The sequence below is a fragment of the Siansivirga zeaxanthinifaciens CC-SAMT-1 genome (assembly GCF_000941055.1).
GTDB lineage: Bacteria > Bacteroidota > Bacteroidia > Flavobacteriales > Flavobacteriaceae > Siansivirga > Siansivirga zeaxanthinifaciens.
The window spans coordinates 2016289-2042852 of record NZ_CP007202.1 but is presented as its reverse complement, the minus strand read 5'-3'; the positions used below and the strand labels follow the sequence as shown (position 1 = coordinate 2042852).

At 34.3% G+C, this 26564-nt stretch carries 33 protein-coding genes; 9 read left to right on the top strand and 24 right to left on the bottom strand.

Annotation, left to right across the window (positions count from 1 at the left end; genetic code table 11):
• Position 1: 1 nt before the first annotated feature.
• The 6 genes from proC to nusB all read right to left on the bottom strand — a co-directional run bounded on the left by proC (position 2) and on the right by nusB (position 3694).
• The gene (proC, locus tag AW14_RS09270) at positions 2–808 is read right to left on the bottom strand and encodes a pyrroline-5-carboxylate reductase (protein WP_044638552.1); all 807 of its coding nucleotides are present in this window, start codon (positions 806–808) and stop codon (positions 2–4) included.
• A 25-nt stretch (positions 809–833) separates the two neighbouring features.
• Complete coding sequence (locus AW14_RS09265; protein WP_044638551.1) at positions 834–1025, bottom strand: hypothetical protein; 192 nt, start codon at positions 1023–1025, stop codon at positions 834–836.
• Positions 1026–1044: 19 nt separating this feature from the next.
• Positions 1045–1491, bottom strand: a complete 447-nt coding sequence (locus AW14_RS09260; RefSeq protein WP_044638550.1) for a GNAT family N-acetyltransferase — start codon at positions 1489–1491, stop codon at positions 1045–1047.
• A gap of 383 nt (positions 1492–1874) precedes the next feature.
• Positions 1875–2159: a preprotein translocase subunit YajC gene (gene yajC, locus AW14_RS09255; protein WP_044638549.1), complete on the bottom strand. Its 285-nt coding sequence runs from the start codon at positions 2157–2159 to the stop codon at positions 1875–1877.
• Between the two features lie 42 nt (positions 2160–2201).
• Positions 2202–2666, bottom strand: coding sequence for a DUF1573 domain-containing protein (locus AW14_RS09250; RefSeq protein ID WP_044638548.1), 465 nt, complete (start codon positions 2664–2666; stop codon positions 2202–2204).
• A gap of 83 nt (positions 2667–2749) precedes the next feature.
• Positions 2750–3694, bottom strand: coding sequence for a transcription antitermination factor NusB (nusB, locus tag AW14_RS09245; protein WP_044638547.1), 945 nt, complete (start codon positions 3692–3694; stop codon positions 2750–2752).
• Positions 3695–3918: 224 nt separating this feature from the next.
• Between nusB and AW14_RS09240 the strand changes: the two genes are divergently transcribed.
• The gene (locus AW14_RS09240) at positions 3919–5694 is read left to right on the top strand and encodes an ABC transporter ATP-binding protein (RefSeq protein ID WP_044638546.1); all 1776 of its coding nucleotides are present in this window, start codon (positions 3919–3921) and stop codon (positions 5692–5694) included.
• 138 nt (positions 5695–5832) lie between these two features.
• Positions 5833–6219: a PUR family DNA/RNA-binding protein gene (locus tag AW14_RS09235; protein ID WP_044638545.1), complete on the top strand. Its 387-nt coding sequence runs from the start codon at positions 5833–5835 to the stop codon at positions 6217–6219.
• A gap of 52 nt (positions 6220–6271) precedes the next feature.
• Here the strand turns inward: AW14_RS09235 and AW14_RS09230 are convergent, their stop codons facing one another.
• A complete protein-coding gene (locus AW14_RS09230) occupies positions 6272–6607 on the bottom strand; it encodes a tRNA-binding protein (RefSeq protein ID WP_044638544.1) in 336 nt (111 codons plus the stop codon).
• 47 nt (positions 6608–6654) lie between these two features.
• Between AW14_RS09230 and AW14_RS09225 the strand changes: the two genes are divergently transcribed.
• Positions 6655–7212, top strand: a complete 558-nt coding sequence (locus tag AW14_RS09225; RefSeq protein ID WP_044638543.1) for a thioredoxin family protein — start codon at positions 6655–6657, stop codon at positions 7210–7212.
• On the opposite strand, the gene AW14_RS09220 is transcribed toward AW14_RS09225, so the two are convergent.
• From AW14_RS09220 to AW14_RS09185, 8 genes are all read right to left on the bottom strand, one after another.
• On the bottom strand, positions 7209–7694 hold the full coding sequence (locus tag AW14_RS09220) for a GNAT family N-acetyltransferase (protein WP_044638542.1): 486 nt from the start codon (positions 7692–7694) through the stop codon (positions 7209–7211). The two genes, AW14_RS09225 and AW14_RS09220, sit on opposite strands and share 4 nt — an antisense overlap.
• Positions 7695–7742: 48 nt before the next feature.
• On the bottom strand, positions 7743–8279 hold the full coding sequence (locus AW14_RS09215; protein WP_044638541.1) for a YfiT family bacillithiol transferase: 537 nt from the start codon (positions 8277–8279) through the stop codon (positions 7743–7745).
• Between the two features lie 15 nt (positions 8280–8294).
• Positions 8295–8672 carry a hypothetical protein gene (locus tag AW14_RS09210; protein WP_154662145.1) on the bottom strand — a complete coding sequence of 126 codons (378 nt, stop codon included), beginning with the start codon at positions 8670–8672 and terminating at the stop codon, positions 8295–8297.
• A 174-nt stretch (positions 8673–8846) separates the two neighbouring features.
• A complete protein-coding gene (locus AW14_RS09205; protein ID WP_044638539.1) occupies positions 8847–9779 on the bottom strand; it encodes a peptidylprolyl isomerase in 933 nt (310 codons plus the stop codon).
• A gap of 222 nt (positions 9780–10001) precedes the next feature.
• Positions 10002–10214 carry a YgaP family membrane protein gene (locus AW14_RS09200; RefSeq protein WP_044639579.1) on the bottom strand — a complete coding sequence of 71 codons (213 nt, stop codon included), beginning with the start codon at positions 10212–10214 and terminating at the stop codon, positions 10002–10004.
• Between the two features lie 73 nt (positions 10215–10287).
• Positions 10288–10911: a Crp/Fnr family transcriptional regulator gene (locus AW14_RS09195; RefSeq protein WP_044638538.1), complete on the bottom strand. Its 624-nt coding sequence runs from the start codon at positions 10909–10911 to the stop codon at positions 10288–10290.
• Between the two features lie 165 nt (positions 10912–11076).
• Positions 11077–11520 carry a hypothetical protein gene (locus AW14_RS09190; protein ID WP_044638537.1) on the bottom strand — a complete coding sequence of 148 codons (444 nt, stop codon included), beginning with the start codon at positions 11518–11520 and terminating at the stop codon, positions 11077–11079.
• Positions 11521–11562: 42 nt separating this feature from the next.
• The gene (locus AW14_RS09185) at positions 11563–13767 is read right to left on the bottom strand and encodes a RecQ family ATP-dependent DNA helicase (protein ID WP_044638536.1); all 2205 of its coding nucleotides are present in this window, start codon (positions 13765–13767) and stop codon (positions 11563–11565) included.
• 202 nt (positions 13768–13969) lie between these two features.
• Here AW14_RS09185 and AW14_RS09180 point away from each other — a divergent pair, with 202 nt between their 5' ends.
• The 4 genes from AW14_RS09180 to lptB all read left to right on the top strand — a co-directional run bounded on the left by AW14_RS09180 (position 13970) and on the right by lptB (position 16933).
• Positions 13970–14935: a KpsF/GutQ family sugar-phosphate isomerase gene (locus AW14_RS09180; RefSeq protein WP_044638535.1), complete on the top strand. Its 966-nt coding sequence runs from the start codon at positions 13970–13972 to the stop codon at positions 14933–14935.
• On the top strand, positions 14935–15765 hold the full coding sequence (gene tatC / locus AW14_RS09175; protein WP_044638534.1) for a twin-arginine translocase subunit TatC: 831 nt from the start codon (positions 14935–14937) through the stop codon (positions 15763–15765). The genes AW14_RS09180 and tatC overlap by 1 nt, the downstream gene beginning before the upstream one ends.
• A 4-nt stretch (positions 15766–15769) precedes the next feature.
• On the top strand, positions 15770–16117 hold the full coding sequence (locus tag AW14_RS09170; protein ID WP_044638533.1) for a carboxymuconolactone decarboxylase family protein: 348 nt from the start codon (positions 15770–15772) through the stop codon (positions 16115–16117).
• 75 nt (positions 16118–16192) lie between these two features.
• Positions 16193–16933: an LPS export ABC transporter ATP-binding protein gene (gene lptB, locus AW14_RS09165; protein WP_044638532.1), complete on the top strand. Its 741-nt coding sequence runs from the start codon at positions 16193–16195 to the stop codon at positions 16931–16933.
• 68 nt (positions 16934–17001) lie between these two features.
• Here the strand turns inward: lptB and AW14_RS15130 are convergent, their stop codons facing one another.
• The 4 genes from AW14_RS15130 to AW14_RS09150 all read right to left on the bottom strand — a co-directional run bounded on the left by AW14_RS15130 (position 17002) and on the right by AW14_RS09150 (position 19292).
• On the bottom strand, positions 17002–17280 hold the full coding sequence (locus tag AW14_RS15130) for a hypothetical protein (RefSeq protein WP_245617581.1): 279 nt from the start codon (positions 17278–17280) through the stop codon (positions 17002–17004).
• 69 nt (positions 17281–17349) lie between these two features.
• Positions 17350–17598: an LURP-one-related/scramblase family protein gene (locus tag AW14_RS15125; protein ID WP_245617580.1), complete on the bottom strand. Its 249-nt coding sequence runs from the start codon at positions 17596–17598 to the stop codon at positions 17350–17352.
• A 48-nt stretch (positions 17599–17646) separates the two neighbouring features.
• A complete protein-coding gene (locus AW14_RS09155; RefSeq protein WP_044638531.1) occupies positions 17647–18519 on the bottom strand; it encodes a DUF808 domain-containing protein in 873 nt (290 codons plus the stop codon).
• Positions 18520–18548: 29 nt separating this feature from the next.
• Positions 18549–19292: a CDP-alcohol phosphatidyltransferase family protein gene (locus AW14_RS09150; protein ID WP_044638530.1), complete on the bottom strand. Its 744-nt coding sequence runs from the start codon at positions 19290–19292 to the stop codon at positions 18549–18551.
• A gap of 156 nt (positions 19293–19448) precedes the next feature.
• Here AW14_RS09150 and AW14_RS09145 point away from each other — a divergent pair, with 156 nt between their 5' ends.
• Together AW14_RS09145 and AW14_RS09140 are read left to right on the top strand one after the other, a co-directional pair.
• Complete coding sequence (locus AW14_RS09145; protein ID WP_456242870.1) at positions 19449–20480, top strand: putative type IX sorting system protein PorV2; 1032 nt, start codon at positions 19449–19451, stop codon at positions 20478–20480.
• 8 nt (positions 20481–20488) lie between these two features.
• Positions 20489–21661 carry a lipoprotein N-acyltransferase Lnb domain-containing protein gene (locus AW14_RS09140; protein ID WP_044638529.1) on the top strand — a complete coding sequence of 391 codons (1173 nt, stop codon included), beginning with the start codon at positions 20489–20491 and terminating at the stop codon, positions 21659–21661.
• Here AW14_RS09140 and AW14_RS09135 read toward each other — a convergent pair whose 3' ends face one another.
• Genes AW14_RS09135 through AW14_RS09120 form a run of 5 tightly spaced genes read right to left on the bottom strand, consistent with a single transcriptional unit; the run spans position 21662 to position 26552 of the window.
• Positions 21662–22771, bottom strand: coding sequence for an exopolysaccharide biosynthesis polyprenyl glycosylphosphotransferase (locus tag AW14_RS09135; protein ID WP_316930029.1), 1110 nt, complete (start codon positions 22769–22771; stop codon positions 21662–21664).
• Between the two features lie 44 nt (positions 22772–22815).
• Positions 22816–23052: a hypothetical protein gene (locus tag AW14_RS15260; RefSeq protein WP_316930028.1), complete on the bottom strand. Its 237-nt coding sequence runs from the start codon at positions 23050–23052 to the stop codon at positions 22816–22818.
• A 54-nt stretch (positions 23053–23106) separates the two neighbouring features.
• The gene (locus AW14_RS09130) at positions 23107–24120 is read right to left on the bottom strand and encodes a glycosyltransferase family 4 protein (protein WP_044638528.1); all 1014 of its coding nucleotides are present in this window, start codon (positions 24118–24120) and stop codon (positions 23107–23109) included.
• Positions 24080–25429, bottom strand: a complete 1350-nt coding sequence (locus AW14_RS09125) for an O-antigen ligase family protein (protein ID WP_044638527.1) — start codon at positions 25427–25429, stop codon at positions 24080–24082. Before AW14_RS09125 ends, AW14_RS09130 begins: the two co-directional genes overlap by 41 nt.
• A complete protein-coding gene (locus tag AW14_RS09120; protein WP_044638526.1) occupies positions 25419–26552 on the bottom strand; it encodes a glycosyltransferase in 1134 nt (377 codons plus the stop codon). The genes AW14_RS09125 and AW14_RS09120 overlap by 11 nt, the downstream gene beginning before the upstream one ends.
• Positions 26553–26564: the final 12 nt, after the last annotated feature.

Genomic DNA, 26564 nt, shown 5'->3' with positions numbered 1-26564 from the left:
ATTAATGTTCTTTTCCTAATTCTATTGCTCGGTTAAATGCAGCAAAGGCCGCTTCTTTAATTAATTCATTTACGTTATTGTCTTCCATAGAGTCTAGGGCAGCACGGGTTGTACCCCCTTTAGATGCCACACGATCCATCCATGAATTGGGCGATAAATTTGATTGACTAAATAATTCGACAGCACCTGTAAAAGTCTGACTAACCAAAAGGGTTGCATCGTTTTTTGAGAAGCCCATTTGCATGGCAGCTTCCATCATACTTTGCATGAAATAAAAAACATAAGCGGGTCCACTACCTGAAATACCTGTAGAAGCGTCGATGAGATTTTCATTATCTACTTGAATGGATTTTCCAGTAGTGCCTAAAAGACTGTCTACTGTTAACAATTCAATTTTTGTAACATCGGGAGATGCTACAAACGACGTTAACCCCTGCCCTATTTGAGCTGGTAAATTAGGCATTGCACGTACTACTTTGGTGACGCCTGTTAAAGATGTAATAGAATTGATGGTAACACCAGCCATTATTGAAACAATAATCTGGTCGTTGTTTACCATAGGTTTAATGGCCTGAAATAAACTTTCGGCGTGATAAGGCTTAACGGCCACAAATATAATATCTGCTTGAGGCACGCAATCGGCCAATTCACTATAGGCGTCAAAATGAGCTATTTTATTTAATGCTTCTAACTTTTCTTCAGAGTTATCTAAAACCATGATGTTACGCTTTTTGAGCAACTTCGATTTAGACATACCTTCGGCATAGGTTAGTCCCATATTTCCTGCGCCTATTACTAATACTTTCATAAGAATTTCTTTCTTTTAATTAGGGTTATATAAACAATAAACAATCGTTACAATCTTTAACTTCACCGTAATAGGTTTGTCTGTATCTGTGTAATGTTTGTATTGGTAACCCGAGTAAATATCTTTTAATATACGTGACTCGTGTTGTTAATTCGCCCATTTTTAAACTGTGGCGTTTTTCATAAACTGTTTGTCTTTTTACTTTTAAAATTTTCATTTTTTATTGTTTTTAATTGTTAAATAGATGAACGCGTTAAACGCATTTCTATATTTCTGGATTTAAATCCGTTTGATTCGAAAAATTTAAGCACCTCGTTATTTTTATTAATAAACAGCGAAATGTCTCCTTTACAATATTTAAGTGTATAATCAATTAGCTTTTTCGCAATGCCCTGACCTCTATAATCTTTGTTTACAGACAAATAGACCAGAATATTCTCTGGTATGTATTCGTTCATTCCCGTTTTATTTACAACCAAAGCACCCAAAATATCTTCTTTAGTTTCCATAACAAAAACATAACCACCTAAACCCGGAAGGTCTTTCATTGCATAAAGCAAAGATTTTTTAATGGCACTTTTACGGTCTCGGTAATCGCCAGAATGGTCGTAAATAAATTGGGTTAATCTATTAATATCCATATGCGATAACCTCGAATAAGCATCAAAGGTTTTAATTTTCATTAGTAACTGGGTAATTTTAAAATTCTTTCAAAAACATTGAAAAAATTTAATTTGTAAATAAATAACAAAAAGCATGGGCACATGATGGCAATCGCGTGCTTATGCTTATAATAAACCAAAGGGGGTTATTACTTAAATGGTAGTAAAGCTTTTAAATTATAAGCTTGGAGGAATGAATTTATCGGACTGATTTCTAAAAACTAGAAAGTTGAAGTTAAATATTCTGTTATTTCGTATTTCATGAATCCTTATTCCCATGCTGCAAAGTTAAGGAAAATTAAGCCTATATACAATAAATTGTTTAATCAATTAGAAAGTTGAGTTAAACAAAAAAGGCTTTCTAAAAATTAGAAAGCCTTTTTTATGTTAATATGTAACAGTAATTATTTAGCTGGAGCGTTTAATTTTGTGCTTAACTCCATGGATATTGCAGAGCGTTCAAACTTAACTTTACCAGACATTGTTTCTAAAATACAACTTCCGTCTTTATCGTTTAGTTCTAACACCTTAGCATGCAATCCGCTTTTGGTAATTACTTTATCACCTTTTTTTAATTCGGCGTTGAATTTCTTTTCTTTCTTAGCACGTTTCATTTGTGGTGCTATCATAAAGAAATACACGACTACAAACATTAGTATAAACGGCATAAATTGACCGATTCCTTCCATTATCTATTTATTTAATTGCTGAAAAACAGCTTGGTTACAAATTTAGTTTACTACGGTTGCAGGATCTGGTTTTACAAAGGCTTTAATTTTTACAACCTCTGTTCCTTTTTCTGTATTCGCCGTAACGGTAATAGTTTTTGTGATGTTGTTGGCACCGCTACCATTATATTTTACCGAAAATTTTCCAGATTCGCCTGGTGCTAATGGCTCTTTACTCCAATCTTGCGGTACAGTACAACCACAAGAGCTTTTAATATCTGTTATCACTAAAGGCGCATCTCCTGTATTTTTATAATTAAAGGTGGTTTCAACAGAAGTTCCTTTTTCTATTTCTCCAAAATCATGCTCTACTTTATCGAACTCAATTTGTGGAAATTTTGAAGCGTTAGCATCACGTTCCGCAGCAGCGGTAACATTAGCTTCTTCAATTTTTTTTGAAGCATCTTCTTTACATGAAGTAACTACTAATAAACAAAGTGTGCTTAATCCTAATATTATTCTTTTCATTATAAATATATTTAGTGTTAACAGGGTAAAAATAACAATTATTTACGCGATTAAAAATTTTCCTTTTTAAACTTAACAGAATATTAGATTAAACCTCGGCCTACTTTTTTTAAGCTACCAGCTTCTTCATATTCTTTTACCAACTTATCTAGAATACCATTAATAAAAATACTGCTTTTTGGCGTTGAGTATTCTTTGGCAATTTCTAAATATTCGTTCATGGTTACTTTAACTGGTATCGATGGGAAATTTTTCAACTCACAAATAGCCATTTGCAACAAAATATAATCAATGTTTGCAATACGCTCTGAATCCCAATTTTGGGTTTTTCCATCAATTTCTTTATTGATGGCGCTTCGGTTTAAAAGTGTTTTTCTAAATAAATCGATAGCAAATTGTTTATCGTCTAAATCTTTGTACAGTTTTGGTGTAAAGTACCCATCATCACTATTTAATTTTGCTTTACGCAGTAACTTTAAAATGGTGGTGTTAACCGTTGGAAGATCGTCTAACCAGGTTAAATTTTTATCTTCTAAATAATCATAAAGCTTATTGTTTGGGGCTATAATGTCTTTAAAAACATCAACAATAAAATCTTTATCCTCTTTAAAATCAGATACACGCGTTTTCATGTATTCGGCATACAAATCACTAGCAAGAATCGATTTAAAAATAAGATCGACATACTCGTTATCTAATTCCCAGTTTCTAACCTGATGGGTTTCAAAAAGATTGTTTAATTGAAAATTCTCTTTAAGTAATTTTAATAATTGATTGTTGACAAACTTTTTGTTCGGGTTGGTGTCTTCTTTGGTAGGTAAGTGTTTTTTCTGCTTTTTTTCTAAATCGTTTTCAGCACGCTTTTGCACTTCAATTAATAAAGAAATTAATAGCAAATACAAATTGTACATGTTATCTATACTAAACAATAAGAATTTTTGATCTTTAGAAAAATCGTCACTTTCTCCACCTTTGTAGGCATAAAGCGTTTGCATTACTTTTACACGAATATGTCTTCTGTTTAGCATAATTACAATGAACTTAATTTAAATATGGCGAACTATTTTTGTATTTCGAACTGCAAAAATAATACTATTTTAAAAAAGTAACTCCATGTTTTCATTTTATTATTTCATTAAATACTTTAAGCTATATTTAACAATATGGCTTTAACTATTCGTGGTGTTTGTTGTATGAATGCTTTATATTTGTTGCTTTATTAAAGCTCGATTTTAATATCATTATTACTTAAATGAAAGAATTACAACACCTTAATAAATATTTTTTAAAATACAAAAAGCAGCTTCTGTTTGGTATTGTAATAACAATTGTAGCCCGAATATTTTTACTTTTTACGCCACGATATGTACGCGAAATATTTATTGTTGTTGAAAAATATTTAAAAGGAGAACTCACTGAAGCCGCCATAAAAAGCGATTTAATTGAAATTATTATATACATTATTGGTGCGGCCATTATTGGTGGCATTCTTACATTTTACATGCGCCAATACATTATTAATGTTTCCAGATATATCGAATTCGATTTAAAAAACGAAGTTTACGAGCAATATCAAAAACTATCATTAAACTTTTATAAAAAAAACAGAACGGGCGATTTAATGAATCGCATTAGTGAAGACGTAGGTAAAGTGCGCATGTATGCTGGTCCCGCCATTATGTATAGCATAAATACCATCACTTTATTTGTAATTGCTATTATTTATATGTTTAAAGAAGCGCCATTACTAACATTATACACCATTATTCCATTACCTGTTTTATCGGTGGCTATCTATAAATTGAGTAAAGAAATTCACAAACGTAGCACCATAGTACAAGAATGTTTATCGACTTTATCGACCTACACACAAGAATCTTTTAGTGGTATTTCTGTTATTAAAGCCTACGGAATAGAAAAGCAAACAGCAACCAGTTTCGAAGAATTAGCAAACCTAAGCCGAGAAAAACAAATAAGTTTAGCAAAAGTTGAAGCCTGGTTTTTCCCCATGATGATTTTGCTTATTGGCGCCAGTAATTTATTGGTGATTTATATTGGTGGTATGCAATACATAAATGGTGAAATAGAAAGTTTAGGCACCATTGCCGAGTTTATTATATATGTAAATATTTTAACCTGGCCTGTGGCAACAGTAGGTTGGGTAACGTCTATTGTTCAGCAAGCTGAAGCCTCGCAAAAACGAATTAATGAATTCTTAAAAATTCAACCCGAAATAACCAATAAGGTAACAACGGAAACACCCGTATCTGGAGACATCAACTTTAACAACGTGTCTTTCACTTACGACGATACCAACATACAAGCGCTTAATGGCGTTAGTTTTACTATTAAAGAAGGGGAAACGCTAGCGATTCTTGGTAAAACAGGGTCTGGAAAATCTACTATTTTAGATTTAATAGGACGATTATATGATGTGGATTCAGGTGAAATTACCATTAACAAAACCCCATTAGACCAATTTAATCTTAATAATTTAAGAGATAGTATTGGCTACGTGCCTCAAGACGCATTTTTGTTCTCTGATACGATTAAAAACAATATTAAATTCGGAAAAGAAAGTGCCACCGATGAAGAAGTGATTGAGGCTGCTAAAAATGCCCATGTACACAAAAACATTATTAAGTTTAACAAAGGCTACGACACTATTTTAGGTGAACGTGGTATTACCTTGTCTGGCGGACAAAAACAACGTGTTTCTATTGCCAGAGCGATAATAAAAGCGCCTAAAATTTTATTGTTCGACGATTGCCTATCTGCTGTAGATACCGAAACAGAAGAGAAAATACTTAAAAACCTATTTAAAATTAGTAAAGGAAAAACTTCGGTTATTGTGAGCCACAGAGTATCGTCGGCAAAAAATGCCCATAAAATTATTGTACTCGACAACGGGAAAATAATTCAGGAAGGCACCCACGAGCAACTAATTAATGTCGATGGTTATTACAAAAATTTGTATTTAAAACAACTAAACACAACCGGTATTACTAACGACTTAAAAGCTGATTAACAAATACATAACAGCCGTTAAATTATTGAATATCTAACAAAATCGCATTCATTTTAAAAGAATTATAATTATTTGTTGGTAAGTAGGAGTTTTTTTTAGATTTTTGGTAGATAATATTATTAATAATTTCTATAACATATGAACAATAATGACATGATGGAGAAAGAGGAGATTTTTTCTAAAGTATTAAGAGCAGGAAGACGTACATATTTTTTTGATGTAAGATCGACAAAGGCCGATGATTATTATTTAACAATTACCGAAAGCAAAAAATTCACTAACGACGACGGATCTTTCCACTATAAAAAACATAAAATTTATATTTATAAAGAAGATTTCACTGAGTTTAAGGACATTTTATCTGAAATGACCGATTACATCATTAACGAAAAAGGTGATGAAGTAATTAGTGAGCGCCACCAAAAAGATTTTAAAAAGGAATACGAGATAGAAGATGATGCAGATGAGGACATCATTAACAAATCACCTGAAAGTTTTACAGATATCGATTTTGATGATATTTAAAACAAATAAAAAATTATCTAAAAGCCATTAAACTTTGTTTAGTGGCTTTTTTTTAACTCACCAAACTCCCGTTCTTAACGTTCATTTCGGGGTGTAACAAATAAACATCTTTATTGTTTACTGCTCCCAGAACTAAACAGGCGCTCATAAACTTTCCTATTTGTTTTCTAGGAAAATTAACAACAGCAACAAGCTGTCTGCCCAGCAAGGCTTCCTTTTTATAAAGTGTTGTAATTTGAGCCGAAGAATTTTTAATCCCCAAAGATCCAAAGTCAATCGTGAGTTGATAGGCCGGATTTCTGGCTTCAGGAAAATCGTTTACTTCAATAATAGTGCCTACACGTAAATCAATTTTACTAAAATCTTCAAAAGTTATTAGCTGTTTCATTTTTCAAAACTACAAATAATTACGATATTTGAATTTAAATAATAACTATGGCAAATACGCCTTCAAATATGCTGCCTTTAGGCACAAAAGCACCTTATTTTGAATTACCAGACACGGTAAGCAACACATTGTTAAACCTAAATCAACTACAAGGTAAAAACGCAACGGTTGTAATGTTTATTTGCAATCACTGCCCGTTTGTTATTCATGTAAATAAACAAATGGTAGCTATTGCTAACCAATATCAAACCCAGGGCATTGGTTTTATCGCCATATCGAGTAACGATGCTATAAAATATCCTCAGGATGGTCCAGACAAAATGAAAGTTCATGCCGTTAACGAACAGTATCCCTTTCCATATTTGTATGATGAAAGCCAGGACATTGCCAAAGCTTACGATGCCGCCTGTACACCCGATTTTTTTATATTTAACAAAGACTTAGAACTGGTTTACAGAGGCCAACTAGACGATTCCAGACCGGGAAACGGCCTGCCTGTTACTGGTGCAGATGTTCGTAATGCATTAGATTGCATCCTTGAAAACCAACCAAATAACAAATTACAAAAACCTAGTATTGGTTGCAATATTAAATGGAAAAACTAATCTAAGGTTAGTTGCCAAAAGCCCACATCTAACCATGTATTGAATTTTAAACCCACCTCTTTAAAATGGGCTACTTTTTCAAATCCGAATTTCTCATGTAGTTTTACACTAGCTTCATTGGGTAAGGTTAATCCACCAACAACAGCATGGTATTTTTCAGCTTTTAAAAGTTGAATTAATTCAGAATACAACAAACTACCCAAGTGTTTGCCAAGGGCCTCGGGCTTTAAATAAATGGTACTCTCTACCGAATATTTATAAGCCGCCTTTTCACGCCATTTATTAGCATAGGCGTAACCTAAAATCTCCCCGGCTTCCTCATAAACAATAAAGGGATATTGTGAAGAGATGCTTGCTATTTTATGTTCAAAATCTTCAACAGAAAAAGGGGTTTCATCAAAAGTAACCACAGTATTTAAAACATAATGGTTGTATATAGCCACTATTTGTTTAGCATCTTCAAGCGTTACCGGTCTAATCATAATTTGGTGAAAGATTGTTTTACAAATCTAAGGGAAATATTAAGAATTTTAAAGCTTTTTTAAGGCCTGTTCTATATGAGCAACATGATGATTTCCATGCCATACATATTGGGCTATATTCACTTTTAAAACAACTTCTTTTTGTGTTTCAGGATGAATGAAACATTTATTTAATTCCGCATCTGTTAAACCCCTCAATAAATAAACAAGTTTGGCGTGCACCGCCTCCAAATGCAGTAAGGATAAATTAATTGGTGCTGTTTTCGAATCGAATAATTCTGCCCATCGTACTTCATCATAAGCCTTTATAATGGGTTTCTCTTCTGTTAAAGCCCATTTAAAACGTGTGTAGCTGTTATGATGACTATCAGCCAAATGATGAATCACTTGTCTAACAGTCCAACCTCCTGGTCTGTATGTGGTTTCAAGATCCAATACTGGTAAATCTTTTACTAAGGCCGATAGCTTTTTTGGAAAACTTTCTAAGGCATCTATCCAGGCTGCAATTTCGGTTGTAGTGATGGTAACAGGTGGAACAAAAACCCCTATGGGATATTTTAAATTTGAAAGGTTGGTATCAGTCATAAATAGAAAATTAGATTATTTAGGTGTATTAACTAATTTTGTATCAATCCAGTGAATAGCTTCCGTTAATGATATAAAATGTTTTATTCTGTTATTAAAAAACAAATTTTCTATTTTAGAATTTATATAGCCTACACGAGAATTGGATATGATAAAATAAGCCTTTAACCTATAAGATGAACTGAAGTATTTTAACCAATCGGTAGCAACTACAGAATAATCATTAACACGGTTAGAGATGTAGATAATTTCACTTCCGTCGTTACCCAAATAATAGGTAACATCCTCAACTATTTTTTCTCCATGGTCATGCCAATTAAAATTAACGCCTTCGTTAATTTCAGAGACCACAAAATTTGAAAAAATATAGACATTACCGAAAGAATAATTCAACTCTTTTTTGACATCTTTACAAATTTCACTCTTTATAACACTTTCCACAAAACAAAAATAAAATCTATTTTTTTACTAAGTAAATAAATTCGCTCATACACGAGTAAAATTCGATAAAATAGAAAAAGCACCTTTAATAAGGTGCTTTTTCTATTTTTATAAAGTGTTTAAAACCTATTTAACACTTACCAATTCAACATCAAAAATAAGTGTAGCATCTGGAGGAATAACACCACCAGCACCACGACTACCATATCCTAAATGACTTGGAATAACCAATCGGGCTTTATCTCCAACGTGTAATAACTGAATACCTTCATCCCAACCCGGAATTACTTGCCCCACGCCTACTGGAAAATCGATAGGTTGTTTTCTTTTGTATGATGAATCGAAAACAGTACCATCACTTAGTTGTCCTTTATAATGTACCGATACTTGTCTACCTTTTTCTGCTTTAACTCCAGAACCTTTTTGAATGATTTGGTAACGTAACCCACTTGCCGTTTTCTCGAAACCTGCAGCTAATTTATCTAATTCTGCTTCGGCTGCTGCCTTCGCTTCAGCCAAACGCTTTTCACGAGATCCTTCAAAAGTTCTAAAAGCTTCAACCGCATTATAAGCTTCGGCATCGGCACCTACGCGAATAATTTCTAAAGATTCAATAACATCACCTTGTGCTACTGCATCAACAACATCTTGTCCTTCAACAACTTTACCAAAAACAGTGTGTTTGTTATCTAACCATGCGGTTTCTGTATGGGTAATAAAAAATTGACTACCATTCGTACCTGGACCTGCATTGGCCATAGATAAAACACCTGGACCATCGTGCTTTAATTCTGGATGGAATTCATCATCAAACTGGTAACCTGGATTTCCAGAACCTGTTCCTTGCGGACACCCCCCTTGAATCATAAAATCTGGAATAACTCTATGAAATTTTAAACCATTGTAATAAGGCGTGCCTTGTGGTTTTACTTTATTTTCTAAATTACCTTCTGCTAAAGCAACAAAGTTACCTACTGTGCCTGGTGTTTTTTTATACTCTAAAGCAACAAGAATGGCTCCTTTACTAGTATTAAATTTTGCGTATAATCCGTCTTGCATTGTTCTTTTTTTTAATAAGCTGCAAAGATATGAAACTATGTTTCAAGTTGAAAAGTTAAAAGCGGAAAGTTTCTTAAAGTTATTTGACTTAAGGTCTTGTATAAAAGCAGTAGCGGATTAAAACCCAACTGCTTTTGCGGAGATAATATACCTAATTAAACGCAAAACGGCTCGAGTATATACCCTTACCGCTATTGCCTTTACCTATTGTTGTGTGCTAACTTATTTATTTTCCTTTATAGGACAAGAGCTAATTCCAAATGGTGCATATAGTGGACAAAAACTAATGAAACTGGTCAATACAAACACCCCTGCTAGTATTAAAAGTATTACACCTAAAGTTCCTGAAACTGTACCCGTAAAATAAAGAACTCCAATAATTGCAGCGATTATTATTCTGATAATTCTGTCTGCTGAACCCATATTTTTTTTCATAATCATAAAGTTTAATTTGTTATTACAATACAAATGTCATAAATAAAATTTAGGTATGCAGTGACTCAAGTCACTACTTGTCTGTAATTGTAATAGTGCCTGAATTTTGAATAACCATCCCATCTGTTTCAAGTTTTTTCATTATCCTTGAAATGACTTCTCTAGCAGTTCCTAATTCATTTGCTAATTGACTATGACTAATCTTAATTGAGTTTTTATTTGTTAATTCTGTTTTTCTTCTTAAATGTTTGTATAAGCGCTTGTCCAATTTGTCCAAAAGCAAATGACTAATTGTATCAAGAAGTTCTGAATACCTTAAATTAAATTGGTTGTAAAACAATTCATTGAATTTAGGATATTCTTTTAACCAATTGGGTAAATATTGAACTGGAATTAATAGAATTTTTGAATCTTCTTCAGTTTCTGCAAATACTCTGCTTGGCGTGTTCTTAAGTGCAGCATAAAATGACATCACACAACTTTGTGCAGGTTCTATATAGTAGAGTAATAACTCCTTTTCGTCAAATCTTGAATAAACTTTTACAAGTCCGTCAACAACTATTGGTAGTAATTTTACATATTGTTCTTCTTTCAAAATTTCAGTTCCATTTGGAAATGCCTGAAGACTTGATTCTGAAAGAATTTCATCAAGCAATTCAGGTTGTAAAAATGAGAGTATACTTTTGTCAAATTCCATTCATTTATTTTTTCCTTGGGTTGCATACAACGGTTCGTATAAGAAAAGTTGAGGGTTTACGTGCGAGGATTTTCCGCAGGAAAATCAGACGTAGTAAACTTGCAGCTACCTTTGGTTAAGCCCAAAATTGAGCAATTATTTTTATACATTGTTGTAGGTAGTTTTTTATCTAAATCCAACTACTTTTTTATTATAAAAATTTATTTCTATTCCGTTATCTTTAAAAATTTTACTCAGTTTTTCTGATTCATTTCCGTCACAATTGAAGCGAAAAGTTTTGGCATTTAATTCAATCTTAAAGTGAGCAGGCGTTATAGACATATATTCGTAATAAACAACTTTGCAAATTTCTGAAAAGTCAATATTTATTTTTTTTTGACCGATCAAATTTAATGGATATTCGATATTGATTTTGGAAGTTTTAGAGTCAACCTTTATTCTATTAATCCATTTTTTATTTTTTAAGAATAATATTGTCAAAAATCCGACGATAAAGATTAGAAAAATCACAGTCTTGTCTTCTATGAAATAAATAGGCAAAAGAGAAATTAATAAATTCAAAATCAAGACTTTTAATATTCCGCTAAAATATTGAGGTTCAAACTGCATTTCGATTTTTTAAATTACCTACAACATGCAAGTAAAAACAATTTAGTTAGCCACCTCGCTAATAAACTTAATACGATAGAGACGTAATTCTTCATCATCATAATCACCATCAAATTCTTCAATAGCTTTTACAATGCTGTCTGAAGCAGCTTCCATAAAGTAATCGTGAATTTCTTCCTGTTGGTCTTCATCTAAAATCTCATCAATCCAATAATCGATATTTAATTTTGTACCCGAATACACAATGGCTTCCATTTCTTTAATAAACTCGGCCATTTCCATACCTTTTGAAGAGGCGATATCATCCAGCGGTAACTTTCGGTCTATGTTTTGAATGATATATAATTTGTTTGCAGAATTGGTTCCTGTAGATTTTACAACCAGATCATCCGGACGAATAATATCGTTTTCTTCAACATATTTTGCAATAAGCTCGATAAAATCTTTGCCGTATTTTTTTGCCTTACCATCACCAACCCCATGAACATTAGCCAGTTCGGCCATAGTTATAGGGTATTTTAAAGCCATGTCTTCTAATGAAGGGTCTTGAAAAATAACAAAAGGTGGTACACCTAATTTTTTTGCGTTTTTCTTGCGTAAATCTTTTAGCAAGCTCATTAACAGCTCATCGGCTACCGTGGCTCCTGGTTTAGTAGCTGCCACAATAGTTCCATCTTCTTGCTCACCATCAAACACATGGTCTTCTGTCATCATAAAAGACGTTGGTGAGGCTATAAAATCTTTACCGCTTTCGGTTAACTTAATAACACCATAGGTTTCTATGTCTTTTCTCAAATACCCAGAAACCAATACTTGACGCAACAAGGCCATCCAGTATTTATTATCTTTATCTTTTCCTTTACCAAAAAAAGCTTGTTCATTGGTTTTGTGTGAATTTATAAGAGCGTTTTCTTTACCAACTATAACATTTACAAGGTCTTTAGACTTGTATTTTTCGTTGGTACTGGCTATAATGTCTAATAAAATTTTAACATCGTCTTGGGCTTCGTGCTTCTTTTTAGGATGTCTTACATTATCATCCATATCGCCACCTTCTCCGGTTTCATTATCGAATTCTTCACCAAAATAATGCAAAATAAATTTACGTCTCGAAATAGAGGTTTCTGCAAAAGCTACGACTTCTTGCAACAAGGCATGACCTATTTCTTGTTCGGCCACAGGTTTGCCAGACATAAACTTCTCTAACTTCTCTATATCTTTATAAGAGTAATAAGCCAAACAATGCCCCTCACCACCATCGCGACCAGCGCGACCGGTTTCCTGATAATAACTTTCTATACTTTTAGGGATGTCATGATGAATAACAAAACGCACATCTGGTTTATCAATCCCCATACCAAAGGCTATGGTAGCAACCACAACATCGACATCTTCCATAAGAAATTGATCCTGGTAGCTCGATCTGGATTTAGCGTCTAATCCCGCATGATAAGGAACTGCCTTGATACCATTCACTTGTAGTACCTGTGCCAGTTCTTCAACACGTTTTCTACTTAAACAATATACAATACCCGATTTTCCTTGATTTTGTTTTATAAACCTAATAATATCAACATCAACATGTTTTGTTTTCGGTCGAACTTCGTAATATAAATTAGGTCTATTAAAAGAGGCTTTAAAGGTTGTCGCACCTGCAATACCTAAGTTTTTAATAATATCTTCTTGTACTTTCGGGGTCGCAGTGGCAGTTAAACCAATAATAGGAATATCATCGCCAATACGCGCTATAATGGTTTTTAAATTGCGGTATTCGGGTCTAAAATCATGACCCCATTCACTAATACAGTGGGCCTCATCAATGGCCATAAACGAGATTTTAACCGAACGTAAAAACTCTACATTTTCTTCTTTAGTTAACGATTCTGGTGCTACATAAAGTAATTTAGTTACACCGTTTACAATATCTTCTTTTACTCGCTTAATTTCTGTTTTATTGAGTGAAGAATTCAAGACGTGCGCAACACCCTCTTCATTAGAAATACCTCGTATCGCATCTACTTGGTTTTTCATTAAGGCAATTAAAGGAGAAACAACGATGGCTGTACCTTCCTGCATCAAGGCAGGCAATTGGTAACATAGCGATTTTCCACCGCCTGTAGGCATAATCACAAAGGTGTGCTTTTTCGATAAAATACTTTCTACAACAGCTTCCTGAAGCCCTTTAAATTTACTAAATCCAAAATATTTCTTTAACGCAGAATGTAAGTCACTTTTAGCTATTGACATGAATTAATTAAATTTATTTTACTAATTAAAATTACATTATTATTACAAAAAGTAAAAATTCACTTTTATTAATGTATTAAGAGAACCCTCATATTTTTTTCGTTAGTTTTGTAACGAAAACCGAAATTACATATTTTTTAATTTCAGTATAATTAAAGATAACAATTTCTTTAAAAGCATCAACTAAAAAAATTGATAAATTTTGAATAACAATCTTTCAATTATTAATTTGGCGAAGCAAACCATACAAATTGAAGCCGACGCCATTTCTAATTTATCGTCTTTGGTTACCGAAGATTTTGCACATGCAGTTAACCTCATCTATAACACAAAAGGTCGTGTTATTATTACTGGTGTTGGCAAAAGTGCCATTATTGCAAATAAAATTGTAGCCACCCTAAACTCTACAGGAACACCAGCTGTGTTTATGCATGCTGCCGATGCCATTCATGGCGATTTAGGACTTATTCTTAAAGAAGACGTTGTTATTTGTATTTCTAAAAGTGGTAACACCCCCGAAATAAAAGTATTAGTGCCGCTTATAAAACGCGTAAAAAATAAACTTATAGCCATTACAGGGAATGAAAATTCGTTTCTGGGACAACAGGCCGATTTTATTTTAAATGCTTATGTTGAAAAAGAAGCCTGCCCAAATAATTTAGCTCCAACAACCAGCACAACAGCTCAATTGGTTATTGGCGATGCCCTGGCCGTTTGTTTATTAGAGTTAAGAGGATTTACCAGCTCCGACTTCGCCAAATTTCATCCGGGTGGCGCTTTAGGGAAAAAATTATACCTGCGGGTTCGCGACATTTCGTCGGCTAACCAAAAACCACAGGTAGAAGCCCATACCAACATCAAACAGGTTATTATTGAAATAACAGAAAAAATGCTTGGTGTTACCTCGGTTGTTGAAAACAATAAAATTATAGGTATTATCACCGATGGTGATTTACGTAGAATGTTAACCAAAGCCGATAATTTCGCATCCCTTACAGCCAAAGACATTATGAGCACCAACCCAAAGCGAATCGATGCCAACGAAATGGCCATTGAAGCGCTCGAAATTATGGAAGCTAATGAAATTTCGCAACTGCTTGTGGAAGAAAACGGCTTGTATGCAGGGGTTGTTCATTTGCATGATTTAATTAAAGAAGGCATCATATAATGGCAAAGAAAAATATAAACGAGATGTCTTTTCTAGATCATCTTGAAGATTTACGATGGCATTTAATTAGAATTTGTGTGGCGGTCATGGTGGTCGCTTCTTTAGCCTTTATTTTTAGCCGATATATTTTTGAAGATATTATTTTCGCTCCTATTAATATGGGGTTTCCTACTTACGAATTCCTTTGTAATGCGGGACGTTTTGTTGGTGTAGAGACTAGTTTTTGTAACGATTCTATACCGCTTATCTTACAAAACAGAACCATGGCGGGACAGTTTTCTGCCGATATCTGGACAGCCATTCTGGCGGGTTTTATCATATCATTCCCTTATATTATTTATCAATTATGGCGTTTTATTAGTCCGGGATTACACGAAAACGAACGCAAACATTCCAGAGGATTCATTATTATTTGTTCGCTGCTATTCTTTTTAGGAGCGCTTTTCGGATATTATATTATTACTCCGTTATCTATAAACTTTTTAGGAAATTATAGCATTTCCACTAAGGTAGAAAATCAAATCGATATTAGTTCTTTCATTGGACTTGTAAGATCTTCGGTTTTGGCATCTGGTCTTATTTTCGAACTTCCGGTGGTAATTTATTTTTTAACTAAAATCGGATTAATAACTCCTGAAATTCTAAAAAAATACAGAAAATATGCTCTGGTAATTGTTTTAATTATTTCGGCAGTAATAACTCCGCCCGATGTTGCAAGCCAGGTAATTGTTGCCATTCCTATATTAATTCTTTACCAGGTTAGCATCTATATTTCTAAAATTGTTGTTAGAAATCAAAAACGCGAAATGTCTAAAGTTGTAAAAAAATAAAACCATGTCTCAGTTAGTTTCAGAATTTAACGAGTACCGCACTAAAATGAATGAAAAAATTTTAGGCGACGATAATAAAGTTATAAAACGTATTTTTAATTTAGACACCAATGCCTACGCAGCAGGTGCTTTGGATGTTAAAACCAAAGAACTTTTGGGGCTTGTCGCTTCTACTGTATTACGCTGCGACGATTGTATAAAATACCACCTAGAAACCAGTTATAACATCGGACTCACCAAAGCCGAAGTCGTTGAAGCCTTGAGCATCGCTACGCTTGTAGGCGGCACCATTGTTATACCGCATCTGCGCAAGGCTTATGAGTTTTGGGATGCTCTGGAATCTCAGGAATAATTGATATAAATTTTTAATTTCTGCTATTGTAGTGTATATCATTTTACTACTTTTAGCGTTTTGTAAATAAAAACTATGATTTTAAGAGCCGACAATTTAATGAAGTCCTACGGAGGACGAAAAGTAGTAAAAGATGTTTCGCTACAGGTGAATCAGGGCGAAATTGTTGGATTACTAGGTCCTAACGGTGCTGGTAAAACCACCTCTTTTTATATGACGGTAGGCTTAATAAAACCCAATAGCGGACATATTTTTATTGATGATACAGAAATTACTAAATATCCCATGTACAAACGTGCTCAAAACGGCATTGGGTATTTGGCTCAGGAAGCATCGGTTTTTAGAAAATTAAGCATCGAAGACAATATTTTAAGCGTTTTACAACTTACCAAACTCAGCAAAAAAGAGCAGCATCATAAAATGGAATCGCTTATTGAAGAATTTGGTCTGGGGCATATTCGTAAAAGTCGTGGCGATTTATTATCTGGTGGTGAGCGCCGTCGTACCGAAATTGCGCGTGCTTTGGCAACAGACCCTAGATTTATTTTACTAGACGAACCCTTTGCTGGTGTAGATCCCGTGGCTGTAGAAGACATTCAACGCATTGTAGCACAGCTTACTAAGAAAAATATTGGTATTTTAATTACCGACCATAACGTACAGGAAACTTTAGCTATTACCGACAGAACCTATCTGATGTTCGAAGGGAGCATTCTTAAAGCCGGTGAACCCGAAGAATTGGCAAACGACGAGATGGTACGTAAAGTTTATTTGGGTCAAAATTTCGAACTTCGTAAAAAGAAAATCCGCGATTAACACATAATTTAAAACAAAAAAATCCTTTACATAGAGGATTTTTTTTGTTTGTTTTATAGTAAGCAATTCTAACCTTTTCTGCGTTCTAAAAGCACCATCATCATTAAACTTAATAATATCGATTCTTCATCTTCTAAATGTGCGGTATCGAGTTTTGTTAATTGAAATTTTCTTCCAAAAAATGAAGGTTCTTTTTTCATTTTTAACAAGGCTTTGTTTTGTAAATCAATCACACTATAGCTGGGATTAAACACATAACCGGTAAAGAAACTTAAAATTGGTATTTGCCCTAAAAGCGCATCAAAAACCTTAACCCATGCGTTATCTTCACGAATATAATATTGCAATTTTTGATGCTTATTAATAAGCTCATATTCGGATTTCCATAAGGATTTCCATCCTTTACGAGCTATTTTTCAAATTTCAACCTGACTGCTGTTTTTTATACTATATGCCGCCGAAAAATCTATCCAGCGATCGGCATTAATTTTATAATTAATCTGGGTTTTACTTTCGTTGTTAAAAACGGTTATATCTTCCTTAAGTTTAAACATCTTTTGCTTTACATAAGCAATGGTACGCCCCTGAGAATCGGAAGCTGTAAAATCGTTCGAAAGCGTAGTAATGTTAAAGTTAAATTGTATGGGGTAGCTAAGGTTGGTCATAAAATAAATAGGTTTAATTGGTGAATCATTAAGATGGTTAAATCTAACCTATTTTCTTAATACACCAACCAACTTTTTAAAAATTTTAATTAGTAAAACGACCAGAAGTCCAGCAAGAATTCCTATTAAAAAATCTTTTAAAAATCCTGGAATACCTTCCAATATATGGTGTAAAAATGCGATGTTATGAGAAAAAATACCACCTGCAACTAAAATAAGCGCGATGGTACCAACAACCGATAAACTTTTAATAACCCACGGTAAGGCCTTAACCAAAAACTGTCCAATATGGTTTAAAACACCGCCCGATTTGTCTTTTTTTATTAAACTGTAGCCCATATCATCCATCCTTACAATCAAGGCCACAATCCCATAAACCCCTATAGTAGCAATTAGAGCAACTATCGAAACTACAATAACCTGAAATAATATGGGCTGCCCTAAAACAGTTCCTAAGGCTATGATTACAATTTCTACAGACAATATAAAGTCGGTAACAATAGCCGATTTTATTTTCTTTTGTTCCAGTGTTAAACTATCTGTTTCGGTTGAATCTGCCGAAATATCATGGCTTGTTGCCAACTTATGTGGTATGATATATTCTATAATTTTTTCAACACCTTCATAAGCTAAATAGAAGCCTCCCAAAATTAAAATAATGGTAATGGCCCATGGTAAAAACGAACTTAATAAAAATGCAATGGGTAGTATAATTAATTTATTTAATAGCGAACCTTTTGTAATTGCCCACAATACGGGTAATTCTCTGGAAGACAAAAAACCAGTGGCCTTTTCTGCATTTACAGCTAAATCGTCGCCTAAAATACCTGCGGTTTTTTTAGTTGTAATTTTACTCATTACAACAACATCATCCATTAATGCTGCAATATCATCTAACAAAGCGAAAAATCCTGAGGCCATAAAATGTATTGGGGTATAAAATTATTAGGTTATTTTGATGTTACAGTATCTAAAACAGACATGATAATATAGGTTCCAATAATTAATGGAATGGCTGCAAACTGAAACAACACCAGAAAAATAAGACTTAAAATTATAAAACTGTAACGGGTAACATTGTTTTTAAAACTCCAGTCTTTAAATTTTAAAGCAAACAATGTAATATTGGAGTTTAATAAATAACAACTCAAAGCGGTTAAACCCAGTAAAAACCAAGGGTTAATTATCATGCTATTCATTAAATCGCTATGCTGAAATTCGATAATTAAGGGTAAAGAAACAATTAACAAGGTATTGGCAGGAGTTGGTAAGCCTTTAAAATAACTTTGTTGATCTTCATCTAAATTAAACTTAGCCAAACGGTAAGCCGAAGCCAAGGTAATACCCAAACCGGCCAACGGTAATACAGGCAAATTAAAATGAAAACTCGAACTTGCCGAATCCCAATCGGTCACACCATCGGGTAAACCAACAGCCAGGTGCAGCATTTTAAACATAATAATACCCGGCACAACACCACTGGTAACCATATCGGCCAAAGAATCTAACTGAATTCCTAAAGCGCTTTGTACATTTAATTTTCTGGCGGCAAAACCATCAAAGAAATCAAAAAATATTCCCAAAAAAACAAATACCGAGGCTGTTACAAATTCATTATTAACAGCAAAAATAACAGCAATACTTCCACAAAATAAATTTAATAATGTTAGAGCATTGGGAACAAATCGTTTCATCTTTTGTATTTTATTGTTGTAAAAATAGCAAACAATTTTCGTCTAAAACAATATCTAAAGCAAATTCAAGTTTATAGGTTTATAAATTATGTGCATCTTTGTAAAAAAAAATTGCGTTTGAAATCTCATTTAACTGTATTACTGTGTTTTGTTGGCATGATGGTATTCGGGCAAACGGCTAGGAAATATTCTAATGAATTTATGAATATTGGTGTGGATGCTGCTGCTTTGGGTATGAGTAATGCCGTAACGGCTCAAACCGGCGATGTGAACTCGGGCTACTGGAATCCTGCGGGTTTACTTAAACTCGAAGATAACCAACTCGCCTTTATGCATTCGAGCTATTTTGCTAATATTGCTAATTACGATTATGCGGCTTATGCCATGCCTCTGGACGACAGAAGTGCCGTAGCCGTTTCTTTAATTAGATTTGGGGTTGATGATATCTTAAACACAACCCAACTTATTGATGCGCAAGGAAATATTAACTACGACCGTATTAGTTTATTCTCTACAGCCGATTACGGACTCACCTTTTCGTACGCGAGGGCCTTACCAGTTCGAGGCCTGAATTATGGTATAAATGCCAAGGTGATTCGCCGAATTATTGGCGATTTTGCATCGTCTTGGGGCTTCGGATTTGATGCTGGTATTCAATTTGAAACCGAAAACAACTGGAAAATTGGGGTAATGGCACGCGATATTACCACCACGTTTAATGCCTGGGCAATAAATGAAGAAGCATTTGCGACCATTCGAGATGCCGTTGCCGGCCAAAACCAAGAATTACCCGAAACTACCGAAATTACCATTCCTAAACTTCAAATAGGCGTTTCTAAATTATTTAACTTTAATTACGATTATACCTTACTGGCCGCTGCAAATTTAAATGTGCGTTTTCAAGAAAATAACGATATCATTTCTTCATCATTTGCTAGTATTAATCCGGCGCTAGGGTTCGAGTTTGGATACATCGATATGGTGTATTTACGTGCTGGTGTGGGGAACTTTCAAAACGAACTTCAAATAGATAATACCGAAAGATTAAGCTTTCAGCCTAGTTTAGGCCTCGGTTTTAAATACAACGGCATTCAAATAGATTATGCCTTCACAGACATTGGAGACCAAAGTGTCGCCTTATATTCTAATGTATTTTCGTTGAAACTGGATTTTAGCTTCTTCAGATAATTTTATAAATGAAAAAAACAGTCTTTCTATTCGTTTTTTTATTAATAGCCTCATGGGCAGATGCTCAAATAAACAGCCTTTCAGAAAAAGCCGAAATTAGCGTACTTACCATTGGTCCGGGTAACAGTTTAAATGATGCCTTTGGACACAGTGCCTTTAGGGTTAAAGATTATATAAAAGGTACCGACCTGGTTTTTAACTATGGAGTTTACGATTTTAACACGCCTAATTTTTATACCAAATTTGCTCAAGGAAAACTTAATTATTTAATTGGAGTGAATTATTACTCCGATTTTTACGAAAGCTACATAGCCCAAAACAGAAGCATTCAAGAACAGGTATTAAATTTATCTTCCGAAGAAAAACAAAAGCTTTTTAATTATTTAGCAGATAATATGAAGCCCGAAAACAGGGCGTATTTATATGATTTCTTCTACGATAATTGTGCTACCAAAATAAAAGATATTACTCAGCAGGTTTTAAATAACAAGGTCGTATTCCATACGCCTAGCACCCTAGAACCAGCAACTTTTAGAACACTCATACAAGAAAACCTAAACAGAAACTCATGGGGTAGTTTGGGAATCGATATAGCTTTAGGTTCTGTAATCGATAGGGTTGCAACACCCAAAGAATTTATGTTTTTACCAAAAAACATTCATGCTTTTTTTAACGAAGCCACCATACTTCCTGCTAACAAACCCTTAGTAAGCTCAGATAAAACACTATTTTCTAAAAGACCAGTTGTAGAACCCGCTGGTTTTATAACAAGCCCGCTGGTTGTATTTACATTACTGGCCATACTTATAATTTGGATAACGTACAACGACTATAAAAAAGCTAGTCGCAGCAAATGGCTCGATGAGATATTGTTTGCTATTACAGGGCTTATTGGGATTTTTATTCTGTTACTTTGGTTTGCAACAGACCACAAAGGCACCCACCAGAATTACAATTTGCTTTGGGCCTTTGCTTTAAACATATTCGTGATCAACCAACTTTTTAAAAAGCATGTAAGCCTGTGGTTTATTAAATACCTTAAATTGCTCATTATCTTATTATGTTTGCTAACATTGCACTGGATTGTTGGTGTGCAGGTATTTGCCATCACCCTCATTCCCTTGCTAATCGCTTTATTTTTAAGATATGTGTTTTTAGTGAAGCATTTTAGCAAGGCCTAATTACTGCCCTCTGTAATAAATTACCGTACTTAAAGTTTTTATTAAAATGTTTAAATCTAATAAAAAACTACGGTGCTTTATATAATATAAGTCGTATTGCAACTTAAGCAAACTATCATCAATAGAATTACCATATCGTGTTTTTACCTGAGCCCATCCGGTTAAACCTGGTTTTACAATGTGTCGGGTTTCATAAAAAGGAAGTATTTTAGATAGGTCGTTTACAAAATTAGGGCGTTCGGGTCTGGGGCCTATCAAACTCATATCACCTCTTAAAATATTTATAAATTGAGGAATCTCATCCAATCGGGAGTGTCTTAAAAACTTTCCAAAAGGGGTTATTCTAGAATCATTTTTTTGTGCCCACACTGCACCGGTTGTTTCGGCATCGACAACCATAGAACGAAATTTAATGATATTAAATAGTTTTCCGTTTTTACCAACGCGCTCTTGCTTGTAAAATAAAGGTCCTCGATTTCCTATGAAATTGATCAAATAAACAATCACGATTATAAATAGGGCTGCAAATAATCCTATAAGTGAAATAACAACATCGGCCAATCGCTGAAAAAACAAATACAGTTTATTATGATTGCTTCTGCTAAAAGGGAAATACTTGTAAAAATCTTTACCTACAAATTGCACAGGAACTCTGTGGGTCATGTCTTCATATACCTGGGTGTATTCTTTTATAGAAAAACCAGCTTCTAAAAGAGAAATTAAGGTGCGATAAATCTCGGGGGTAATGCTTTCAGACTCGTAACTGGCTACAACAATTTCAGTAATACCTGCACGCTTAATAAGCGTTTCTATTTCACTGGGTTCGTACGATTTTAAATCTTTAATAACAACCTGTTTGGATGCCTGCCTTTCACAATTTACAAAGCCAACAATTTTGTAATTGGGATCGGCATCTTTAAATGCATTTAAAATATATTCTATGTTTGAAGTTTCGTCTATAATAAGTACTTTTTTATAAAACCTGGGCGATACAATAAAAGTTAAATAGGCAATACGCCACAAAAACAGCGCAAATAATAAGGAAAAATAAAAATAGAAAATTTGAAGTCGGTTATCCGGTAAAAAGGGTGTTAGTATGGGCGTTAACACATAAAACAAAACCGTTACAGAGACCGTAAAAACAATACTTGTGGCTATTTTTCAATCTTACTGGACTTTTGCAAATCGTACATTTCAAACACAGTTCCAAAAATAGAAATGTATAGTATCAAAACAACTACCGAAGTCCAATGGGCTTTATCAAGAATTAAATAATCAAAATCGAAGGTCTGATTAACAAAAAATATGACACTTAAAATGGAGAGAACATCAAAAAAGCGCAATAAAACTTTTCGTTCCGACAAATTAAAATGTATGCCTGATTTGGACATGATGAGAATAGCTTTTTAAGAGATTGTAAATATAACAAGTTTATTAACAAATCCTTAAGAATCTATAAGGGCTTTCCATAAATTTTTAACATGTACCCAATCAAACAGCTCGGCTTGACTTCTGGCATTTTTAATCATCTGGCTCGTTTTATCAGGATTATTTTTTAAGGTGTCTATGCCTTTAACAAATCCGTTTAAATCGCCATCGGCAACCAATATACCGTTATCATCATCATGTATTAAATACGGCATCCCTCCTACGTTGGTCGAAATTACAGGTATACCCAATGCCATAGCTTCTACTACACTAACGGGCATATTATCAAAATGGGTGGTATTAATAAACACGTTATAATCTTTAGACAAGGCTACCCAGTCCTTTTTACTTAAACCGCCCGTAAAAACGACATCAACTCCTAAAGCATCGGCATACTCTTTACAACGTTTTAAAGTACCATCCTTCTCTGGCCCTACCATGCAAAGTGTTGCTTGTTCGCCACGGTCTTTAAGAGCTTTCAAAATATCTATAGCTAATGTAGGATTATAAATTTCAGAAAAAGACCGCACCCACAACATGTTTATGGAGTTACAATCACGTTCTAAAAACGGATAATCTTTTAATGTGATGGCATTGGGAATACATGTGATATCCTCGTATCCCAATGTCTTAAATGCCGAAGCTAAATACATGGAAGGCGACACGATTTTATAAGCAGACTTAAAAACAGCCGCACTCAACCTCGGATGGTGTTTTACTCGAACGGGTAAGTTACCGCCATGCAGTATGGGTATATATTTTAATTGCAAGAGCCTGCATACCTGCGAGCAAGCCAGCGCAAAGTAAAAATTTAAGGTGCTATAGGTGTCTATTAATACCAAGTCGGTTGTTTTTCGATGTTTAAAAAGAGTAAACAACATATCAAAAAGCCGCACCACTTTATTCCGTTTACTAGAAGCATAGCAAATGTTGTAACCTAAAGACTCCAAACGGGGTCCTAAGGTATCAATAGTGGTCGCTGTAAACCCTTTATTTTTCAGCTTGTTGCCTATGTAAACGAGGTTTGTCATTGGTTACATGTATTAAACTTAAGCCGTAAATAAAGGCTGGTGCTGCGATTCGCATCGCCGAATGGTTTATGGTTAACAGCCAAAAAAAATAAAACGAAAAAAACAAGACATTACTCCGGTCTCCAAATCGAAAAAAAAGTGGAGCCAGCAATAAAATAGAAAAAGCCAAAATACCAAATAAACCGTGTTCGGAAATAATACGGCTCATTTCGTTATGCGAAGCGGCATGAATACCTGTTTTTTGAAAACGAATGTCTTTAATTCTTCCCACCCCAACGCCAAAAAGCGGATTTTCTAAAAACTCGGCAACTTCCCTCGCAAATAAAGTACCACGCCCTGTAGTAACATCTTCTTTCTCGATACCTCTGGCATTTTCATTAGCATAACGTTTTTCTATAAATCCATTTGTTTCAATGGTAGAATACACCCAGGTTGCTGCAGCCATTCCCAAAAACAAAAACACCGATACCAGCATCTTGGTTTTATTCTTTTTATCCATTTTACGATACTGATATAAAATAAAAAATAAAATCATAATGATTGCTGTGAGAACTCCACCTCGACTAAAAGTTACAATCGCTCTGAATGAAAACAATAAAAAAAGCACTAAATTTAAATAACGTTCAAGAGGTGTTTTACTGTAATAAAAGAATTTAACAGACATAAAAAAGGCACCCAAACCTAAGACTGTTGATACTTGATTAGGCCCAAATCCTCCCGAGGCAGCAAAATTAGAGCTAGTACCGGTGGCTATAAGAGAAACATCAGGATTATACATAATTATAAAAACAAGCGTACTTACCAACGGATAAATACCAAAATTTATAATCTGTCCCAATTGCTTTCGCGTTATAGAAACCCCATAACAAAACATGGCAGAGACACCCAAACATACCGGACCACTCAAGTTAAAAGCTACCGCCTTTCTAATATTAGCACTAATATCTAAAAGGTATAAAGACACATAAATACCGGGGATTAACAAAATGATATAAAACAAATACAGTAAAGCACGCGCCTGAAAGCCTTTATATAAAATACCTATCAAACAAAATATAATCACCAGATACTTACTAGCCTCATAAAAGAGGCTGCTGTTGGTCATACGTAAAATAACTTCGGAAGCCAACACATAGGTACAGGCCATAACCACTTCGTAAGGCTTTAAAGACTGAGGCGCATTTGTAATTCTGTAAAATAAGTATACAACCATACTAAAAAAGTACAGATCACCAATAGCACGGGAATAATAGATTACAATCCCTATGATAACATGAATTCCTAATATTTTAAAATAATTATTTTGCATGGTTTGGCATGCACAAGGTATTATAAATCGTTTTAATTTTATCTATGATGGCCGTTTTAGAATAGTTTTTTTCTACAAAACTTTTAAAAGCGATCCCATGGGCGTCTCGTAAATGAGGTGTTTCCATGTATAAAGCCAAAGCCTGTTCTAGGGCTTCGGCATCTTGCGAGGGCACAACACGCCCATGTACGCCATCCAAAACAACCTCTGCACAAGAACCAACCTGAGTACATACAGTGGCTAAGCCCGCAAGTCCATATTCCAATAAAGCCAATGGCAAGCCTTCCGACTTTGAAGCTAAAACACCCATTGTACTTTGTTCTAAAATAGAGGCAACATCGGTACAACTACCGTAAATATACACCCGATCTTGACATGTGTTTGCTTCAATATAAGTTTTTAACGCCTTGGAATAAGCATCATCAAAATCTTTTCCTACCAAATGCAAAGTCCAGTCTGGGAAACGGGTTTGTAAATTTTTAAAAGCATCCACCAGGGTTATATGGTCTTTTTGAGGCCTTAAATTGGCAAGACAAACTATGCGCTTGCCTGCCGTACCTTTTAAAGTGGTTATAGGAACTTCAATAGCTTGCTCGGCGTAATTAGACAAATAAGAAACCGATTTTACTTTTAACACGGTGCGTGCCCAGTTTTCTAAATCGCGATTAACACAAAACACATAACTAAAAAAAGGGGCACATATTTGTAAAATCCATTTAGGACGTTTATTCAAATAGGCGCTGTTACCGTAATGATCGTGCCATATAATATGAACTTTCGGATATAATAGTTTTACTAAAGTGGCTAGAAAAAACGAACTGGAATGGGCGTGTATTATTTGAATACCCGAACCCTTAACAAAACGTTTTAGCTTTAAAACCGCCTGTAAATCGAGCGTCGATTTTTTATTTAAAAATAAATAACCCACCTGAGGATGCAACGATGCTTTTAACAAACCCTCGGCTCGGGTCGCACATAAATAAGAACCCGTTTCTACCATGGCATTCGCATATTGAACCGCCACACGCTCGGCACCCCCAGCCTCCAGACTGTCAATAAGCTGAAGCACCTTAACGGAAGCCGATTGGGAATGTATATCATGTGTTACCAAAGGTGTATGCATCGATACTAATTA

Bases quoted from the DNA above. Each gene is read 5' to 3' on its own strand.
- AW14_RS09265 (WP_044638551.1), bottom strand. From the start codon at position 1,025: ATGAAAATTTTAAAAGTAAAAAGACAAACAGTTTATGAAAAACGCCAC.
- AW14_RS09125 (WP_044638527.1), bottom strand. From the start codon at position 25,429: ATGCAAAATAATTATTTTAAAATATTAGGAATTCATGTTATCATAGGG.
- AW14_RS09120 (WP_044638526.1), bottom strand. From the start codon at position 26,552: ATGCATACACCTTTGGTAACACATGATATACATTCCCAATCGGCTTCC.
- AW14_RS09130 (WP_044638528.1), bottom strand. From the start codon at position 24,120: ATGACAAACCTCGTTTACATAGGCAACAAGCTGAAAAATAAAGGGTTT.
- AW14_RS09150 (WP_044638530.1), bottom strand. From the start codon at position 19,292: ATGAAACGATTTGTTCCCAATGCTCTAACATTATTAAATTTATTTTGT.
- yajC (WP_044638549.1), bottom strand. From the start codon at position 2,159: ATGGAAGGAATCGGTCAATTTATGCCGTTTATACTAATGTTTGTAGTC.
- AW14_RS09215 (WP_044638541.1), bottom strand. From the start codon at position 8,279: ATGACTGATACCAACCTTTCAAATTTAAAATATCCCATAGGGGTTTTT.
- AW14_RS09200 (WP_044639579.1), bottom strand. From the start codon at position 10,214: ATGAAAAAAAATATGGGTTCAGCAGACAGAATTATCAGAATAATAATC.
- AW14_RS09235 (WP_044638545.1), top strand. From the start codon at position 5,833: ATGAACAATAATGACATGATGGAGAAAGAGGAGATTTTTTCTAAAGTA.
- AW14_RS09190 (WP_044638537.1), bottom strand. From the start codon at position 11,520: ATGCAGTTTGAACCTCAATATTTTAGCGGAATATTAAAAGTCTTGATT.
- AW14_RS15125 (WP_245617580.1), bottom strand. From the start codon at position 17,598: ATGACCAACCTTAGCTACCCCATACAATTTAACTTTAACATTACTACG.
- tatC (WP_044638534.1), top strand. From the start codon at position 14,935: ATGGCAAAGAAAAATATAAACGAGATGTCTTTTCTAGATCATCTTGAA.
- AW14_RS09230 (WP_044638544.1), bottom strand. From the start codon at position 6,607: ATGAAACAGCTAATAACTTTTGAAGATTTTAGTAAAATTGATTTACGT.
- lptB (WP_044638532.1), top strand. From the start codon at position 16,193: ATGATTTTAAGAGCCGACAATTTAATGAAGTCCTACGGAGGACGAAAA.
- AW14_RS09225 (WP_044638543.1), top strand. From the start codon at position 6,655: ATGGCAAATACGCCTTCAAATATGCTGCCTTTAGGCACAAAAGCACCT.
- AW14_RS15260 (WP_316930028.1), bottom strand. From the start codon at position 23,052: ATGTCCAAATCAGGCATACATTTTAATTTGTCGGAACGAAAAGTTTTA.
- AW14_RS09260 (WP_044638550.1), bottom strand. From the start codon at position 1,491: ATGAAAATTAAAACCTTTGATGCTTATTCGAGGTTATCGCATATGGAT.
- AW14_RS09145 (WP_456242870.1), top strand. From the start codon at position 19,449: ATGATGGTATTCGGGCAAACGGCTAGGAAATATTCTAATGAATTTATG.
- nusB (WP_044638547.1), bottom strand. From the start codon at position 3,694: ATGCTAAACAGAAGACATATTCGTGTAAAAGTAATGCAAACGCTTTAT.
- proC (WP_044638552.1), bottom strand. From the start codon at position 808: ATGAAAGTATTAGTAATAGGCGCAGGAAATATGGGACTAACCTATGCC.
- AW14_RS09195 (WP_044638538.1), bottom strand. From the start codon at position 10,911: ATGGAATTTGACAAAAGTATACTCTCATTTTTACAACCTGAATTGCTT.
- AW14_RS09250 (WP_044638548.1), bottom strand. From the start codon at position 2,666: ATGAAAAGAATAATATTAGGATTAAGCACACTTTGTTTATTAGTAGTT.
- AW14_RS09240 (WP_044638546.1), top strand. From the start codon at position 3,919: ATGAAAGAATTACAACACCTTAATAAATATTTTTTAAAATACAAAAAG.
- AW14_RS09185 (WP_044638536.1), bottom strand. From the start codon at position 13,767: ATGTCAATAGCTAAAAGTGACTTACATTCTGCGTTAAAGAAATATTTT.
- AW14_RS09155 (WP_044638531.1), bottom strand. From the start codon at position 18,519: ATGGCCTCAGGATTTTTCGCTTTGTTAGATGATATTGCAGCATTAATG.
- AW14_RS09205 (WP_044638539.1), bottom strand. From the start codon at position 9,779: ATGCAAGACGGATTATACGCAAAATTTAATACTAGTAAAGGAGCCATT.
- AW14_RS09140 (WP_044638529.1), top strand. From the start codon at position 20,489: ATGAAAAAAACAGTCTTTCTATTCGTTTTTTTATTAATAGCCTCATGG.
- AW14_RS09220 (WP_044638542.1), bottom strand. From the start codon at position 7,694: ATGATTAGACCGGTAACGCTTGAAGATGCTAAACAAATAGTGGCTATA.
- AW14_RS09170 (WP_044638533.1), top strand. From the start codon at position 15,770: ATGTCTCAGTTAGTTTCAGAATTTAACGAGTACCGCACTAAAATGAAT.